Source organism: Telluria aromaticivorans (genome assembly GCF_013003915.1).
Classification (GTDB): Bacteria; Pseudomonadota; Gammaproteobacteria; order Burkholderiales; family Burkholderiaceae_D; genus Telluria; species Telluria aromaticivorans.
Genome location: NZ_JABAIV010000008.1, coordinates 124047 through 141945, shown reverse-complemented (window position 1 = coordinate 141945; position 17899 = coordinate 124047). Strand labels below are relative to the sequence as shown.

At 67.2% G+C, this 17899-nt stretch carries 10 protein-coding genes; 6 read left to right on the top strand and 4 right to left on the bottom strand.

Annotated features, from left to right (window positions below; translation table 11 throughout):
* Positions 1 to 3: 3 nt before the first annotated feature.
* The 3 genes from HGB41_RS19600 to recA form a co-directional block, all read right to left on the bottom strand.
* On the bottom strand, positions 4 to 576 hold the full coding sequence (locus HGB41_RS19600; RefSeq protein ID WP_171087596.1) for a DUF2889 domain-containing protein: 573 nt from the start codon (positions 574 to 576) through the stop codon (positions 4 to 6).
* 752 nt (positions 577 to 1328) lie between these two features.
* A complete protein-coding gene (gene recX / locus HGB41_RS19595; protein ID WP_171087595.1) occupies positions 1329 to 1787 on the bottom strand; it encodes a recombination regulator RecX in 459 nt (152 codons plus the stop codon).
* Positions 1788 to 1813: 26 nt separating this feature from the next.
* Positions 1814 to 2905: a recombinase RecA gene (recA, locus tag HGB41_RS19590; RefSeq protein ID WP_171087594.1), complete on the bottom strand. Its 1092-nt coding sequence runs from the start codon at positions 2903 to 2905 to the stop codon at positions 1814 to 1816.
* Positions 2906 to 3132: 227 nt separating this feature from the next.
* Between recA and HGB41_RS19585 the strand changes: the two genes are divergently transcribed.
* The 6 genes from HGB41_RS19585 to HGB41_RS19560 all read left to right on the top strand — a co-directional run bounded on the left by HGB41_RS19585 (position 3133) and on the right by HGB41_RS19560 (position 12019).
* A complete protein-coding gene (locus HGB41_RS19585) occupies positions 3133 to 3846 on the top strand; it encodes a response regulator transcription factor (protein ID WP_171087593.1) in 714 nt (237 codons plus the stop codon).
* Positions 3843 to 5429: a sensor histidine kinase gene (locus tag HGB41_RS19580; protein WP_371868555.1), complete on the top strand. Its 1587-nt coding sequence runs from the start codon at positions 3843 to 3845 to the stop codon at positions 5427 to 5429. The genes HGB41_RS19585 and HGB41_RS19580 overlap by 4 nt, the downstream gene beginning before the upstream one ends.
* Entirely contained in the window at positions 5419 to 5730 is a 312-nt protein-coding gene (locus HGB41_RS19575) for a DUF4212 domain-containing protein (protein WP_171087592.1), read from the top strand. The genes HGB41_RS19580 and HGB41_RS19575 overlap by 11 nt, the downstream gene beginning before the upstream one ends.
* Positions 5727 to 7799 carry a sodium:solute symporter family protein gene (locus HGB41_RS19570; protein WP_171087590.1) on the top strand — a complete coding sequence of 691 codons (2073 nt, stop codon included), beginning with the start codon at positions 5727 to 5729 and terminating at the stop codon, positions 7797 to 7799. The genes HGB41_RS19575 and HGB41_RS19570 overlap by 4 nt, the downstream gene beginning before the upstream one ends.
* 124 nt (positions 7800 to 7923) lie before the next feature.
* A complete protein-coding gene (locus HGB41_RS19565; RefSeq protein ID WP_171087589.1) occupies positions 7924 to 9966 on the top strand; it encodes an alpha/beta hydrolase family protein in 2043 nt (680 codons plus the stop codon).
* Between the two features lie 28 nt (positions 9967 to 9994).
* The gene (locus tag HGB41_RS19560; RefSeq protein ID WP_171087587.1) at positions 9995 to 12019 is read left to right on the top strand and encodes a S9 family peptidase; all 2025 of its coding nucleotides are present in this window, start codon (positions 9995 to 9997) and stop codon (positions 12017 to 12019) included.
* Positions 12020 to 12084: 65 nt separating this feature from the next.
* On the opposite strand, the gene HGB41_RS19555 is transcribed toward HGB41_RS19560, so the two are convergent.
* Positions 12085 to 17661, bottom strand: coding sequence for an Ig-like domain-containing protein (locus tag HGB41_RS19555; RefSeq protein WP_171087585.1), 5577 nt, complete (start codon positions 17659 to 17661; stop codon positions 12085 to 12087).
* Positions 17662 to 17899: the final 238 nt, after the last annotated feature.

Genomic DNA, 17899 nt, shown 5'->3' with positions numbered 1-17899 from the left:
GCGCTAACCCGCCACGGCCTTGATCGACCAGCGGGGATAGTAGGTGGCCACGGCGGGTCCGTCGCTGCGCAGGGCATGGCAACGGTCGAGCTCAAAGGGCCGTTCGGCCGGGTTGGTGGCGACTTTCGCGTCGGCGCCGCGGGTGTCGAACACGTCGTCGGCAAAGGCCTGCAGCGCTGCGGTAGGCAGCACCTGGGCCAATTCGGTCAGGTGGGTGCAACCGAGCACGCCGGAGAGGCGGTCTTTCAGGTGCAACCGGAAATGGTTCATCAGCGACAGGCCGACCAGCTTTTTGTAGGCAGGAGCTATCGTCTCACAAAAACCGGGATACGGAACGGCATCGGACGCGGCTTCGGCATCCACGATGGTCAGCTTGCGGTCGATGGTGACGCGCAGTTTGAGGTCGTGCACAGGCAGGCCGCCCGGACGGGTGCCGGAGGCGAGCGGGATGTCACGGGTTTTGACGTCGCGGATACTGGCGTCCAGATCCCACAGGCCATCATCGCGCGCATAGGCTTCGACGGTGATGGCGCGCGTATGCCGGAGCGAGCGCGATACGGGAAGAGACAGGGGCATAAAAACCAATGCCGCTTGCGCGGCCGTTAGTGGTGCAGCCAGTGTGCGTTATGCACGTTGCCGTAGCTTCTACGACAACAACCGCTCATGCGGCGCTGCTTAAACCACAAAAGTTTATCACAGGGCGTTGTAGGTTGCACTGCAACAGAGCCGTTTTTAGGGGTTAGGGACAGATGTGGTGAGGTTTATTGCAGTGTGGTCAATGTTGCAGGGGCGTTGGGAGGCGAGTGGGCGTGAGAGGGTAGTTGAACAGTTGTTACCTATGTCCCTAGACAGGTGTTACCTATGTCCCTAGACAGGTGTTACCTATGTGCCTAGACATGCGTCGGTTTGCTTTCGTAGGGTGGGCAGGTTCTCCTGCCCACGCGGTCAAACCGTGTTCACGTATCGCAGATGCCATTCCATTGGGTCGAAGCAGCATCGGGATGTTTGGCAGAAAGTAGCGTGACCTATACGCCAGCACTGGTTGGACGCGTGGGCAAGGGACTTGCCCACCCTACGATGTGCGACTGCGCAACGGCGGCAACTGCGGAGGATTGCCGGAAATGCAAACCGGCGCTAGCGCGCAGCGCCATCGCCCGTTGAGGAATATGCCGGGGCATATCGGGGATGACGCTCCGCGCTGGCGCCGGAACAGCGCGCTGGGGAGGCACGCTTGAAATACTTATTAGAAAATACTCATGAGCCATGGCTGGTACGACCCAGAAGCTGAGGCTTTACGACCGCGCCGATACAAGCGACACTGCCATCCCTCAGAACTCGTCGTCTTCCGGGCCACCCTGCATTGCAATGCGCGCTGCACGCTGAGAAAAGCCGCGCTGCAGCAGGAAGCGCATCTGCTTGGCACGCTCGGCCGCGTCAAGCGCGACGGTGCCGAACTTGCGCTGCCAGACTTCGGTAGCGCGCGCCGTTTCGGTGTCGGTCAGGCCGGCCTTGAGTTCAGCCAGCGCGTCGCCATTGACGCCGTGGCTTTTGAGCTCGGCCATCACCCGGCTGTTGCCGAAACGTGCTGCGCGCCGGTTGATGAGCGACTCGGCAAAACGTTCCTGCGACAGCCAGTTGTTCTTTTCAAGGAAATCCAGGAGGGCTTCCACGTCATCGCCCTCCTCGGCATAACGGGCCAGTTTTCGTCCCAGCTCGAGCCGGCTGTGCTCGCGCATCGACAGATAGCGAAGCGCGCGCCCTTTGAGGCTGAGCTGGGGTGCTGGCATGGTGACCTAGCGAAGACCGCCGGCGATTACTCGCCGACCGCCTGCAGCTTCACCTTGCCGGCTTCTTCAGCGGCAGCGACAGCCGCAGTGACCGGCGGCAATTCACGCACGCCCAAGGCCGTACGGACCTTGTTCTCGATCTCGCGGGCCAGCGCAGGACGATCGCGCAGGAACTGGCGGGCGTTGTCCTTGCCCTGTCCGATGCGTTCGCCGTTATAGCTGTACCACGAGCCCGACTTCTCGACGATCTTGTTGTCGGCGCCGAGGTCCAGGATTTCGCCTTCGCGCGACGTGCCTTCTCCATAAAGAATGTCGAAGTGCGCTTCTTTGAACGGCGGCGCGATCTTGTTCTTGACGACCTTGACCTTGGTTTCGTTACCGATCACCTCGTCACCCGACTTGATCGAACCGGTACGGCGGATGTCCAGGCGCACGGAGGCGTAGAACTTCAGCGCGTTACCGCCGGTGGTGGTTTCCGGGCTGCCGAACATGACACCGATCTTCATACGGATCTGGTTAATGAAGATCACCAGGGTATTCGTACGGTTGATCGAGCCGGTCAGCTTGCGCAGCGCCTGCGACATCAGTCGTGCCTGCAGGCCCGGGAGCGAGTCGCCCATGTCGCCTTCGATCTCGGCGCGCGGGGTCAGTGCCGCCACCGAGTCGATGACCACGAGGTCGACCGAACCCGAACGCACCAGTGCGTCGGTGATTTCGAGGGCCTGCTCGCCGGTGTCCGGCTGCGAGATCAGCAGCTCGGACAGGTTAATGCCCAGCTTTTGCGCATAGCCCACGTCGAGCGCGTGCTCGGCGTCGATGAAGGCGCAAGTGCCGCCCAGCTTTTGCATTTGTGCGATGGTCTGCAAGGTCAGCGTGGTTTTACCCGACGATTCCGGACCGTAGATCTCGACAATACGACCGCGCGGTAGGCCACCGACGCCCAGCGCGATGTCCAGGCCCAGCGAACCGGTGGAAACAGTCTGCACCTCTTCGACCGGCGTATTGGCATCCATACGCATGACCGAACCCTTGCCGAACTGCTTTTCAATTTGCGCCAGGGCGGCGGCCAGCGCCTTGCCCTTTTCAGCGGCATTTACTGCGGTTTTTTTATCGTCCATGGTGTACTTTCAGCTGTGGAGTAGGCAAGGTAGGGGCACTACCGCGGAAAACAAGGTAACTACTGTATAAAAACTCAGTTGTTCTGAAATACGAAATCAAGCCAGCACTGTATATAAATCCAGTAGTTTGAGCAAGCGATAAATGCGGGTGTGGTAGTCTCGCATTGTTGCGTTAAATCAAACACAATATAGGCCCGACAACAGCCTCATGTGCACAGGTGCTTCCCATGCGAATTCTGCTCGCCGAAGATGATAGCGTACTTGCCGACGGCCTCACCCGATCGCTGCGCCAGTCCGGCTATGCGATCGATTGCGTCAAGAACGGCCAGGACGCCGACACGGCCCTGTCCACCCAGGAATTCGACCTCCTCATCCTCGACCTCGGCCTGCCCAAGCTGTCGGGGCTCGAAGTGCTGCGCCGCCTGCGGGCTCGTTCGTCGCTGCTGCCGGTACTGATCCTGACCGCCGCCGATTCGGTCGAGCAGCGCGTCGAAGGGCTCGACCTCGGCGCCGACGACTACATGGCCAAGCCGTTCGCGCTGTCCGAACTCGAGGCGCGGGTGCGCGCCCTGACCCGCCGCGGCGCCGGCGGCGGCCCAGCGGTGGTGCGCCATGGCCCGCTGGTGTACGACCAGGTCGGCCGTAGCGCCTATATCAACGAGCAGATGCTGGACCTGTCCGCGCGCGAGCTCGGCCTGCTGGAGGTGCTGCTGGCGCGCACCGGGCGCCTGGTGTCCAAGGAGCAGCTGGTCGACCACCTGTGCGAATGGGGCGAGGAAGTGTCGAACAACGCCATCGAGGTCTACGTGCACCGCCTGCGCAAGAAGATCGAGGTGGGCGGCGTGCGCATCGCCACCGTGCGCGGCCTCGGCTACTGCCTCGAGAAGTTTTCCGACGCCGCGCGCCCGGCCATCGCCGACAGCAAACCTGCCGACAAGTGAGCGAGCGCCGCGCCGGGTTCGAGGCCGCGCCCGTCCCCTGGGCGGCCGAGCCGCCTTACGTTCCGCCGAATCCGGAACCGGACGAGAACATCCGGCACTCGCTGTTCGGCGAGATCCTCGACTGGATGCTGGCCCCGCTCCTGCTGCTGTGGCCAATGAGCATCGCGATCACCTACCTGGTGGCCAAGTCGATCGCCAACCAGCCCTTCGACGACGCGCTGGAAGACCGGGTCACCGTGCTGTCGCAGCAGATCCGCACCGTCGCCGGCCGGCCGACCGTGCAGCTGCCCGGCAGCGCGCGCGACGTGCTGCGCGCCGACGACGTCGACAGCGTCTACTTCCAGATCAGCGGGCCTGGCGGCCTGCACCTCGACGGCGACCGCGACCTGCCGCGCCCGCTTCCCAATACGCCGGGCGCCGCCCTGGACAGCGCCCGCAGCGGCGCCGTCAGCTTCCGCAACGACAGCATCCACGGCACCCCGGTGCGGGTGGCTTATTCGTATGTGAACCTCGAACCGCTGCACGAAGGCCCAGGCACTCCGGACCTGGCCCTGGTGCAGGTGGCGGAAACCCTCGACAAGCGCGCCCACCTGGCCAACGAGATCATCAAGGGCGTGATCCTGCCGCAGTTCATCATCCTGCCGGTGATCCTGGCGCTGGTGTGGTTTGCCCTGTCGCGCGGTCTCACGCCGCTGGCCGAACTGCAGGAACGCATCCGCGCGCGCCCGCCCGACGACCTGTCGCCGATCGACCCGCGCCAGGTGCCGGAAGAGATCTCGCCGCTGGTTGGGTCCTTCAACGACATGCTCGAACGCCTGGCCCAGACCGTCGAGATGCAGAAGCGCTTCATCGCCGACGCCGCGCACCAGATGAAGACTCCGCTGGCGGGCATGCGCATGCAGTCCGAACTCGCGCTGCGCCAGGTCGACCCGGAAGAGATCCACCGCTCGCTGGAGCAGCTGGCCAAGAGCTCGGAGTCGGCCACGCGCCTGGTCAACCAGCTGCTGGCGCTGGCGCGCGCCGAGAACCAGCCGCATGCGGGCCTGGCCTTCGAGGCGATCGACCTCGCGCAGCTGGCGCGCGCCACCGTGCAGGACTGGGTCCAGGCCTCGTTCGCGCACCGGATCGATTTCGGCCTGGAGCTGCCGGACCAGCCGCCCGGGTACCTGCCGGATGAGCCCCCCGTCATCGCCGGCAATGCATTGATGCTGCGCGAACTGCTGTCGAACCTGATCGACAATGCGCTGCGCTACACGCCGCAGGGCGGCAGCGTGACGGTGCGCGTGCGGCGCGACGGCGAACACGTCTTGCTCGAAGTCGAGGACACCGGCCCCGGCATCCCGCCCGCCGAGCGCGCCCATGTGTTCGAGCGCTTCTACCGCATCCTGGGCAGCAACGTCCCGGGCAGCGGGCTGGGACTGGCGATCGTGCGCGAGATCGCGCAGCAGCACGGCGCCGAGATCGATATCTTCAACAATCCGCGCAGCGACTCCAGGAAGCACCCGGGCAGCCTGTTCCGCCTGACCTTCCCGCCACCGCTGCACCACGCCGACGATGCCCAGGATGCCGACCATGCCGACTGACACCCCCGCCGCGCCACCCGACGACGCGGCGCGCCTGCAGCGCCTGCTGGCCGCGCGCGCCGCGCACTGGGACCGCACGCGGCGCCTGACCGCCGTGCTGATGGTGCTGTGGCTCGCCACCGGTTTCGGCACCGTGTACTTCGCACGCGAGCTGGCCCGGTTCACCCTGTTCGGCTGGCCGCTGTCGTTCTACATGGCGGCCCAGGGGGCCTCGCTGGTGTCGCTGGCGATCATCGGCTGGTACGCCTGGCGGATGCGCCGCCTCGACCAGATGTATGGCGTGCAGGAAGCTGGCGCATGAGCGCCACCAAGCCGCCCTATTTCCGCAAGCTGTCGCGCTACTACCTCTGGTACACCGGCTGCTTCGCGCTGTTCCTGGTGTCGCTCGCCCTGCTCGAACAGGAAGGCATGCCGCGCCTGTGGATCGGCTATATCTTCATGTTCGCCACCATCGCGCTGTACGCCACCATCGGCGTGGTGGCGCGCACCTCGAACGTCACCGAATACTATGTGGCCGGGCGCCGGGTGCCGGCCCTGTTCAACGGCATGGCCACGGCGGCCGACTGGATCTCGGCGGCCAGCTTCATCAGCCTGGCCGGGGGCCTGTACCTGCACGGTTTCGACAGCCTGGCCTATATCATGGGCTGGACCGGCGGCTACGTGCTGGTGGCCCTGCTCATCGCACCCTACCTGCGCAAATTCGCGCAGTACACCATTCCCGATTTTTTGGCGGCGCGCTACGGCGGCGGCGCAGGCGGGCGTGGCGGGCCGGTACGGGCGCTTGCCGTCGGCGCCACCATCATGGTCTCGTTCACCTATGTGGTGGCGCAGATCTATGCGGTCGGCCTGATCGCCTCGCGCTTCACCGGGGTCGATTTCTCGGTCGGGATCTTCCTGGGCCTGGCCAGCATCCTGGTGTGCTCCTTCCTGGGCGGTATGCGCGGGATTACCTGGACCCAGGTGGCGCAGTACATCATCCTGCTGGTCGCCTTCCTGATCCCCACCATCTGGCTATCGGCCAAGCACGCCGACAACCCGGTGCCGCAGGTGGCCTACGGTTCGCTCCTGCCCAAGCTGGCCGCGCGCGAGCAGCAGCTGGCCAGGGACCCGCGCGAACTCGAGGTGCGGGCCGAATTCCGGCGCCGCGCCGGCGAATTCGACGCGCGCCTGCGCGCGCTGCCGGCCTCGTGGGGCGCCGGCAAAATCGAGGTGCAACGCGCACTGAGCACGGTCCGCGCCAGCAATGCCTCGCTGGGCGAGGTGCGCCAGGCCGAGCGCGCCCTGGCGACCTATCCGGGTTCGCCGGACGAGGCGCGCACGCTGTGGACCGAGCTGCGCGACGCCAACCTGGCCCGTGCGCGGCCGCCCGCGCCGCATGCCACGCCCTTTCCCGGCGCCACCGAAGCAGAATCGGACAAGCGCCGCAATAACTTCCTGGCGGTGGTGTTCTGCCTGATGTTCGGCACCGCCGCCCTGCCCCACATTTTAATGCGCTCCTACACCACGCCCTCGGTGCACGAGACCCGCGTGTCGGTGTTCTGGACCCTGTTCTTCATCCTCCTGATCTACCTGACCATCCCCGCGCTGGCGGTTCTCGTGAAATATGACCTGTACACCTCGCTGGTGGGCAGCGATTTTTCCGCGTTGCCCACGTGGATCTCGTACTGGGCCAACGTCGACAAGCTCAGTCCCTTGATCAGCGTGGCGGACATCAATGGCGACGGCATCGTGCAGCTGGCCGAATTCGCGATCGACGCCGACGTGCTGGTGCTGGCCACGCCCGAGATAGGCGGCCTGCCTTACGTGATCTCGGGACTGGTGGCCGCCGGCGGCTTGGCGGCGGCATTGTCCACGGCCGACGGCCTGCTGCTGGCGATTTCCAACGCGCTGTCGCACGACGTCTGGTACAAGATGGTGGACCCGGGCGCCTCGACCCAGAAGCGGGTGACGATCTCCAAGCTGCTGCTGCTGGCGGTCGCCTTCATCGCCGCCTATGCGGCCTCGCAGCGGCCGGCCGACATCCTGTCGCTGGTCGGTGCCGCCTTCTCGCTCGCCGGTTCCACGCTGTTCCCGGTGCTGGTGCTGGGGGTGTTCTGGAAGCGCGCCAACCACACCGGTGCGATCGCCGGCATGGTCACGGGTTTCGCCATCTGCCTCTGGTACATGCTGCGCGCCAGCCCGACCCTGGGCGGCAGCGTGGACGACGCCTGGCTCGGAATCCAACCGCTGGCGGCCGGCGTGTTCGGCGTGCCGGGCGGGCTGCTGGCCACGGTGGTGGGTAGCCTCCTGACGGCGCCCCCTGTCCGCACCAGCCTTGGCATGGTCGACTACATCCGCGCGCCCGAGCAGGACCCGCCACACAAGACCTGATGTGCGCCCGCGCGACAGCGCATATGCACGCGGCATGGATGTGGGCCAAAGGGTTTTGCTGGCCCTGCAAGACTGTTATTGTTGGATGCCTCCCTGGGCGCCTATTCCTTTTTCACGAGCCAACATGACGTCTTTCCTTCCCCGCGCACTGCGTGGCGCAGCCTTCGCGGCCGCACTTGCCTGCACCCTGCCGGGTGCGCATGCACAAACGCAGGCCCCGGCTGCAGCCGCGCTGCCGTCCATCGCCAGCTTCTTCTCCGCCGCCCCGATCAGTGGCGCCAAGCTGTCGCCGGATGCGCGCTTCCTGGCCACGCGTTCCGGTGCGCCCGGCAGGCGCGATGCGCTGGTTGTAGTGGACCTGCAGGCCAACACCGCCAAGGTGGTGGCCTCGTACAATAATGCCGACATCGGCGACTTCCAGTGGATCAGCAACGAACGCTTGATCTTCGATACGCGAGAAAAAGGCGTCGGCCAGGGCAACGTGCGTCATGCGCCCGGCTTGTACGCCGTCAACCGCGACGGCGAGAAATTCGTCGAACTGGCCGACCGCACCGGCACCAATTCGTCGATCGGCAGGCGCACCGTGCGCAAGGTCCTGCCGTGGCATACCTTCATGCTCGACCAGGAGGGCGCGCAGGATTCGGAATACGTCTACGTCTCCAGTATCAACTTCGATACCGCGCAAGAGGTCCGCAGTGTCGACCTGCTGCGCCTGAACACGCTGACCGGCGCCACGCAGACGGTGCCGCGCCCGGTCCACAATGTGCGCGGCTGGACGCTCGACCACAAGGGCGAGCCGCGCCTGGCCTGGTCGTCGGAGCGCGACACGGTCACCCTCCACTACCGCGAGCCGTCGAACGGAGAGTGGCGCGTGCTGGCCAGCTACCCGGCCTATGGCGACGGCAGCAAGGCCTTGCAGCCGGTCGGCTTCACGCCGGACGGCAAGCTGTTCGTGCTGGCCCGCAGTGGCGGCCGCGACACGACCTCGCTGCACCTGTTCGACATCGCCACTGGCAAGGTCAATCCGGAACCGGTACTGGTTACCACCGGCTACGACTTCGACGGCACGCTGGTGAGCAACCGCGACAAGGTGCTCGGCACCCGGTTCCGCACCGATGCGCTATCCAACGAATGGTTCGACCCGGGCATGAAGGCGATCCAGCAGGCGGTCGACAAACTGCTGCCGGCCACCGTCAACCTGATCTCGGTGCCGGCCCAGGCCGCGACGCCCTGGGTGCTGGTGCATGCCTATTCGGACATCCATCCTGGCAGCTATTCGCTCTACAACACCCAGACGGGAATGTTGAACAAGATCGCCGACACGCGTCCGGCCATCAATCCGGCCCAGATGGGACGCCAGCAATTCGTGCGCTACAAGGCGCGTGACGGCCTGGAGATCCCGGCGCTGCTGACGCTGCCGCCAGGCGGCAAGAAGACCGGCCTGCCGATGGTGGTGCTGGTGCACGGCGGTCCCTACCTGCGCGGCAGTTCGTGGAGCTGGGACGCCCAGGCCCAGTTCCTGGCCTCGCGCGGCTATGCCGTGCTCGAGCCGGAATTCCGCGGCAGCACTGGCTTCGGCATCAATCACTTCAAGGCCGGTTTCAAGCAGTGGGGCCTGGCGATGCAAAACGACATCGCCGATGGCGTGCACTGGGCGACCGGCAAGGGCATCGTCGACGCCAAGCGTGTCTGCATCGCCGGCGCCAGCTATGGCGGCTACGCGACGCTGATGGGACTCGTGAACGACCCCGGCCTGTACAAATGTGGCATCAACTGGGTCGGCGTCACCGACATCAACCTGATGTACGACAGCGGCTGGAGCTTTACCAGCGACCTCCCGGACGAATGGAAATCCTACGGCATGCCGGAAATGATCGGGGACCGGCTCAAGGACGCAGCCCAGCTCAAGGCCACCTCGCCGATCGAGCAGGCCAGCCGCATCACGCAGCCGGTGCTGCTGGCCTACGGCGGCGTGGACCGGCGCGTGCCGATCAACCATGGCACCAAATTCCGTGACGCGGTGATGAAGACCAACAAGGACGTCGAATGGGTCGAGTACCCGGAAGAAGGCCACGGCTTCAGGCTGATCAAGAACAACGTCGACTTCTGGGGCCGCGTCGAGCGGTTCCTGGACAAGAACATCGGCCCAGGCGCGGTAAAACAATAAACCCTTCGCTCCACATACAAAAAAAACCATGTCCCAACTTCCTGTCCTGTGCGCCCGTGTGCTGTTCGCATGTGCGCTGAGCACCGCCTTCGCGGCGCCTTCCCACGCCCAGATGGCGCCGGCGCCAACGCCAATCGAAGCCTTCTTTTCCAACCCGCTGCTTGAGCGCGCCCTGCTCTCGCCGAGCGGCCGCTACCTGGCTGCCCTGTCGGGCGCCCCCGGCCGCCGCGACATGCTGGTGGTGATCGACCTGGTGGAAAACAAGGGGAAGCTCGTGGCCGGCTACAAGGACGTCGACATCCTCCAGTTCCAGTGGGTGAACGACAAGCGCCTGCTCTTCAATGTCACCGACAAGAAGGTCGGTCCCGGAGGCCGCTACCTGGACAGCGGGCTGTATGCGGTGAACCGCGACGGCGAGGGCCTGCGCCAGCTGGCGAACCGGCGCGGCAACGAGTTCCTGGTCGAAGGCGGCTCCAACATCGACCGCCGCATCCTGCCCTGGCATACCTTCATGCTCGGCCAGCGCGGCGCCCAGGATTCCGACAAAGTCTACGTCACCAGCGCAGAATTCGACGGCAACGGCAAGGTGCGCACTACCAATTTGCTTCACCTCGATACCCTGACCGGCCGCTTCGTGACCGTGCAGCGCCCCGGACCCATCGACAGCTGGATGCTCGATAACGCGGGCGAGCCGCGCCTGGCCACCAATTCCGAGGGCGGCACGACGACCATGTATTTGCGCGAGGGGGAAGGCGGCAAATGGCGCACGCTCGCGCAATTCGCCACCTATACCGGCAGCCCGGGGGCATTCTCGCCGGTCGGCTTCGGCAGTGACGGCACGCTGTACGTGAGCACCGGTAACGGCGGCGACACCGACGCGCTGCACACGCTCGACCTGGCCACCGGCAAGATCCGTCCCGAGCCGGTGGTCGTCACGCCCGGCTACGACTTCAGCGGTGGGCTGATCAGCCAGCGCGGCAAGCTGCTGGGCGTATCGGTCGAAACCGATGCCGCCGCCCACATCTGGTTCGACAAGGACATGCAGGCGGTCCAGCAGGCCGTGGACAAGCTGCTGCCGGGGACCGTCAACCTGGTTTCGCCTGCCTCGCAGCCGGATGCCCCGTGGATGCTGGTCGCCTCGTATTCGGACGTGAAGCCGATCTTCTACAACCTGTACAACCCGAAGACCGGCGCACTCAATGCGGTCGGCAAGAGCCGCGAAGGCATCGACCCGCGCCGTATGGGCCGCCAGGACCCGGTGCGCTACAAGGCGCGCGATGGCCGCGAGATTCCCGCGCTGCTGACGGTGCCGGCCAACGCCGGCAAGAACCTGCCGCTGGTGGTGCTGGTGCACGGCGGGCCTTATGTGCGCGGCAACCACTGGGGCTGGTCGCCGGACACGCAGTTCCTGGCATCGCGCGGCTATGCGGTGCTGGAGCCGGACTTCCGCGGCAGCACCGGCTACGGCGACGCCCATTTCAAGGCAGGCTGGAAGCAGTGGGGCCTGGCGATGCAGGACGATATCGCCGATGCCACGCGCTGGGCGATCGCGCAGGGCATCGCCGACCCGAAGCGCGTCTGCATCGCCGGCGCCAGCTACGGCGGCTATGCGGCGCTGATGGGCCTCGTGAAGGACCCCGATCTCTACAAGTGCGGCATCAACTGGGTCGGCGTCACCGATATCGACCTGCTGTTCAACGGGCACTGGAGCTTCGAGTCCGACCTGAGCGAGGACTGGAAAAAGCATGGCATGCCGGTGCTGATCGGCGACCCGGCCAAGGATGCGGCCCAGTTCAAGGCCACCTCCCCGGTCGAACAGGCGGCGCGCATTACCCAGCCGCTCTTGATGGCCTATGGGGCGGTCGACCAGCACGTACCGCTCTACCACGGCAACAAGTTCCGCGATGCGGTCAAGAACCACAACAAGCAGGTGGAATGGGTGGTGTACCAGGACGAGGGCCACGGCTGGAGCCAGCCGGAGACGCGCTATGACTTCTGGAAGCGCGTCGAACAGTTCCTGGACAAGAACATCGGTGCGGGGGCCGTGCGCTAGGCTGCCAGCCCGGCTGCAACGACGAACGGGCGCCGCGGCGCCCGTTTTTCATGCGACCCCGAGAACTACAGGCTAAAGTCCCAGTCGAGCACCGCGCGCCGGTGCCCGACCATCTCCACCGACTGCAGCAGGTCGATCGCCACCTGCTCGAGCGTCACCCCCTGCTGCATCGCTTCCTGCCAGTAGGCCAGCCCTGCGGCATCCACCGCACGGTTGAACAGCGCCGCGTACAGCAGGGCGATATCGTGCGTGGCCTGGCCGTTGAAGCCACCGGCCGCGGCACTGTACTCGCTCGAATCGACCATGCGCAGCGCGACCGCGCCCCAGCTGGCGCCGGCATCAACCGCATCGGCCCAGTATGCGAATCCGCCCAGGTCGGCCTGGCGCCCGAGCACGGACTGGTACATGCCGGCCAGGGTTTCGAGGGCCGGGATATTCTCGACATTCCCCATGGCGACGCTGCCGTCGGCGAAGCGCAGCATCTCGACATTGACCAGCATGGCGCTTGCGGCAGGGTTGGACTTGCTGCCGACCACGACGTACCCGTTGTGCCAGGCAATGTCGTAATCGCCGCGCCCTCCGAGGAAGCTGGCGGCATCGATGCCCTTGCCGCCGTGCAGGGTGGCGGCCCCGCTTGCCGGCGGCGCCTGCGCGCCCTGCTGGCTCGTGGCGGCGCCATCGGGTATGCCGAAGCCCAGGGTGTCGGCGCCACCGCCCGCGAACACGGTGGCCGTGCTGCCGGCTTCCACCGCGAAGCGCTGGTTGGCGCCGTCGCCCACGAGTACCGGATTACCGCGCGCCAGGATGTCGGCGTTGCCGACCACGGCGGCGAAGTCGACGTCGCGCAGTTCGATCGTGCCCCCGCTGGCAAGGCCGGTCGTGTCGATCACCAGTGCGACGCTGCGGCCCGGTGCCGCCGGCGCTCCGGCCAGGGTCAGGACGCCACCCGGCGCAGCCGTGCTGACCGGCGCCACCGTCTGCACCAGCAGCGATTCGGCCGGCGCCAGCCCGGCCAGGAAGGTGAGCCCATTGCCGGTCAGGTAACCCTGCTCGGCCGGCGCGTGAAATGGCGTGGCCGCCTTGATGGAGTTGACCAGGAATTCCAGCGCTCCCGCGGCTGGCAGGCTGGCGCCGCTGGCCCGCAGGCCGAAGCCGGGCGACAGCTGCGCCAGCAGCACGGTGGTGCCGCCGTTCGTGGCCAGCGGAATGTCCGCCACATCGGCGCGGCCGCTGGATTCGGTGCGGGTGGCGGTCACGATGGGTACCACCACCGCCGTGCCCAGCACGCCGCCAGGCAGCAGCACCGGCTGCTGCCGCACCGGTACGCCATCCACCAGCGGGTCCGGCGCCGCGGGCGGAGCATCGATCCGGAGCGTGAACGCGGCGCTGGCGGCCGACACGTTGCCGGCGGCGTCCGACTGGGTCGCCGTGAGCGTATGGGTGCCGAAGCCCAGTGCGGTGGCGATGCTCCAATGGCCCAGCGCATCGGCAGTGGCGCTGCCGGCCATGGCGGCGCCCGCGTACAGGGCCACGTGTGCGTTGGCGGCAGCCGTGCCTTCGATGCGCGGGCTCGCGGTGCCGGTGATCCCGTCGCCCGCCGTGCCGGTGTCGCTGGCGAGGGCGAGACCTGGCGCCGCGGGTGCGCCTGGAGCCAGTGTGTCGAAAGCGAGCGCCGCGAGCGTGCCGGCGCCGCCGCTGTTGCCGGCCAGGTCGGCGTAGGACGCGGCGGCGACGCTGATGGATGCGGTGCCGCCATCGATGCCGGCGTCCGGGGTATAGATGGCGCTGCGGGTCAGGCCAGTGCCGGTGAGCGCGCCGAGGGTGCCGCCGCCGACCGCGACAGCCGCTGCGTCGAAGCCGGCGCCGGGGTCTTCGCTGAAAGTAAACGTGATGCTTGCTGTCTGGCCGATGCGCAGCATAGGTGCGCTGGTGGTGATGGCCAGGGTCGGCGCCGCGGTGTCGACCGTGACGGCCAGGCCGCTGCCGGCTGCCCCCGTGTTGCCGGCGGCATCGGCCGCCCTGGCGGCAATCGTGTGTGCGCCCGGCCCCAGCGCCGCTACCGTGATCGACCACGCGCCATCGAGCATGCTCGCCAGGCCGCTGCCGATCGCCGCGCCGCCGCTGTCGTAAAGGGTCACCGTGGCGCCGTGTTCGGCGGTGCCGGTGAAGGTCGGAGTGGCGTCGTTGGTGACGCCGTCGCTGCTGGAAGGGCCGCTGTCGCTGGCCGGCGCCAGCACCGGTATGGAAGGCGCGGCCGGCGCCAGCGTGTCGAATACGAGCGCCGGCGTGGCGCCGGCCGCACCTAGGTTACCGGCCAGGTCGGCATAGGCGCCGGCGCCGATCGTGATGGCAGCGCTGCCGCCGTTGGTGGCCGAGCTCGGTGTGAACAGCGCGCTGCGGGTCAGGCCGGTGCCGGAGATTGGTCCCAGCGTGCCGCCGCTGACCGTGACGTCCCCAGTGCTGCCGTCCCAGCTGAAGCTGCTGCCCGGGTCGTCGCTGAAGCTGAAGGTGATGGTGGCGCTTTCCCCCGCCTTGAGCTGGGCCGCGCTGCTGGTGATCGTCACGGCCGGGGCGGCGGTATCGAGGGTGACGGCGCGCTGCAGGACCGGGCCGGCATTGTCGACGGCATTGGCCACCCGCACCTGCAGGGTGTGCACCCCAGCCGCCAGCGTGGCCGACAATGACCAGGTGCTGGCGCCGACGGTGGCGCTGGCCGTCGTCCAGCTGCCGCCGCCGTCGAACGAGACTTCGACCCGTTCGCCCGCCGCCAGGTTGGCGTCGAGCGTGCCGGAAATGGTTTGCGCGGCCGTGCGCGTGACGAGGTCGGAGCCGGAAGCGCCGGTATCGGCCGACAGCACCACGCTGGCTGCGGCCGTGGCGGGGGCGCCGGTTTCGACGAAGACATCGAGCGCACTTGATGCCGCGCCCTCGTTGCCGGCGGCGTCGCGCGCCGTCGCGGTGATGCTGTGGCTGCCCTGGGCCAGCGCGCTGCTGGTGATCGACCAGGCGCCACCGGTGGCGACGGCCGAACCGATCACGGTGGCGCCGTCGTACAAGGTGACCAGGGCCCCGGATTCGGCGTTGCCGGTGAAGGTCGGCGTGGTGTCCCCGGTAATGTCGTCGCCGGCAGACAGGCCGGTATCCGATGCACTGGCCAGGTCTGGCGTCGAAGGCGCAACCGGCGCGGCGGTATCAAACACATAGGCGCAGGCGAAGGCCGTGCCGGCATTGCCGGCGGCGTCGACGACCCGGACCCGCAGCGTGTCGCTGGCAAGCAGCGTCGTGGCCAGCGACCAGGTCGTGCCGCCTTCGGCCGCCGTGGCGGGCTGCCAGCTCGCGCCGTTGTTCGTCGAGACCTCGACCCGCTCGCCCGCGCCCAGGCTGGCATCGAGCGTGCCGGAAATAGTTTGCGCCGCGATGGCGGTGACCAGGTCGCTGTTTGAAGCGCCGCTGTCGGCCGAAAACGCAGCCCCGGCGGCGCTGGTCGCGGGGCCGGTGCGGTCGATAGCCAGTGCCAGGGCGCCCGATGCAGCGCCCAGGTTGCCGGCCGCATCCAGCGCCTTGGCGGTGATCGTGTGCACGCCTTCGGACAGCACGCTGGTAACGACCGACCAGCTGCCGTCGCCGGCGGCGGTCGTGCTGCCGATGACGGTGCTGCCGTTGCTGTCATAGAGGATGACGGTGGCGCCGCCCGCTGCGCTGCCCGCGGCGCCGCCGACGGTCGGCGTGTTCACGCTGGTGATGTTGTCGCTGCTGGAACTGCCGCTGTCGCTGCCCATGGCCAGGTCGGGAATGCCCGGAGCGGCCGGCGCGGTGCGGTCGATGGTGACGGTCAGGCCGCCCGACGCGGCGCTGGTGTTGCCGGCGGCGTCGGTCGCTGTCGCCGTGATCGTGTGTGCGCCGTCGGCCAGGAAGATGCTGTCGGCGGCCCAACGGCCGTCGCCGGCGGCGGCGGTGGTCGCGATCAGCGTGGCGCCGTGGTAAAGCCGGATGGTGGCGCCGGCTTCGGCGCTGCCGGCGACGCCGCGCAAGGTCAGCGCAGTGTCCTTGGTCAGGTTGTCGGTCGACGAGCTGCCGGTATCGCTGGCGGCGGCGAGGTCGGGAGCGGCCGGTGCGCCCGGCGCCTGGGTGTCGAAGGCCAGCGCGGGCGTCGCGCCTGCGCCGCCGGCGTTGCCGCCCGCATCGAGATAGGCGCCGGCGGCGACCGTGATGCTGGCCGTGCCGTTGTTGGTGGCGGCAGCCGGAGTGAAGGTGGCGGTGCGCGTGGTGCCGCTGCCGCCGAGCGGGCCGAGGCTGCCGCCACTGACGGCGACGTCGCCCAGGGTGAAGCTGGCGCCCGGGTCTTCGCTGAAGGTGAAGGTGATGGCCGCGGTTTGCCCGGCCTTGAGCGCTGCCTTGTCGCTGGTGATGGAGACCGTAGGCGCCAGGGTGTCGAAACTGATCGCCGGGCTGGCGCCGGCCTCGCCTGAGTTGCCGGCGGCGTCGGTGTAGCTGCCCCCGGCGACGCTGATGCCGGCGCTGCCGCCATTGGTAGCCGGCGTGGGCGTGAAGGTGGCGGTGCGAACCAGGCCGCTACCGCTGAGGGCGCCCAGCGCGCCGCCGGACACGGTCACGTCGGCGGCGTTAAAACTCACTCCGGGGTTTTCGCTGAAGGTGAAGGTGATGGCCGCGGTGTCGCCCACCTTCAGGGCCGCTTTGTCGCTGGTGATGGCAAGCAGGGGCGCGGCAGTGTCGAGCACGATCGCCTTGTTGGCGCCAAGCGAGCCGGCGGCGCCGGGCACGGGCAGCACCAGGTCCGCATTGGCGCCGTTACCGGCCGCCATGATGGTGGCGCCGTTCAGGGCGAGCGCGCCGGTGCTGGTGTAATTCAGGTCGGCGCTGGTGTCGCCTGCCTGCACCGTGTAGCTGAAGCTCAGGGTCGCGGTGCCGCTGCCGCCGGCGTAGCTGGCCGTGCGGTCGGTGCTGCCGGTCTCCAGCTGCAGCGTTGGCAGGCCGCCGGTCGTGTCGACGTCCACCTCCCGGTCGAAACTCACCGTCAGCGTAATGAGGTCGCCCGCGTTGTAGCTGCCGTTGGCCGTGCTCGAGGAGACCGACACGACCGCCGCAGCCGGCGGCTGGATATTGGTCATCGAGATACCGTCGATCATGAGGTACTCGATCTTGCCGCCCAGGGTGGTGGCCGTGATCACCAGCCGGGTGATGCCAGTCATGCCGGGAAGCGCAATCGATTCCGACGCCAGGGCGCCGTAGTAGTTGTTCGCCAGGGTATGCGTGACGGCTGCGCCCACCTGCTGGCTGCTGGCGTTGTAGCCAGTGATGACCACGCTCTGGTCGACCAGGCTGGTGGCATAGTTCGACAGCACGATGGCGCCTGGCGTGAATACCTGGCCCGTCGCAAACGACAGGGTGACGGCGTCTTCCAGTACGTTGGACGCGGCAAAGACGGCATCGTAGCCGTCGTAGGCCACCGTGCCGGTAATCGCCCCGTCGATGACGAGCTGGTAGGCAGGGTCGCCGTTAACCCGGTAGACCGCATTCTGCGCGGTGTCGTTCTCGTCGCCGTCGTTCGCGAAATCGCCGAAGTTCTCGAAGCTGATCGTCACGGACGGGATGGATGCCATCGTGGAGGAATTGGACGCCATGCTTGTCTTCCTTGTTGTGCAAGAAGCTGCCGCGTGCGCGGGGATGCACGCAACCAAGGAATCATTCAGCAAACGGAAGGGACCGGCAATTGCTGATGGTCTCTTTCTTGAGCGAAATCAATTGCCCGCCGAAATCCGTTTTTGTGTGCCTGATTCGAGACAGGCGCGCTGCCCGAACCATGCGAATCTCACCGCGCTTCAGCACCATATCGGCGGCGCATCTGCGGCCCACGGGCCG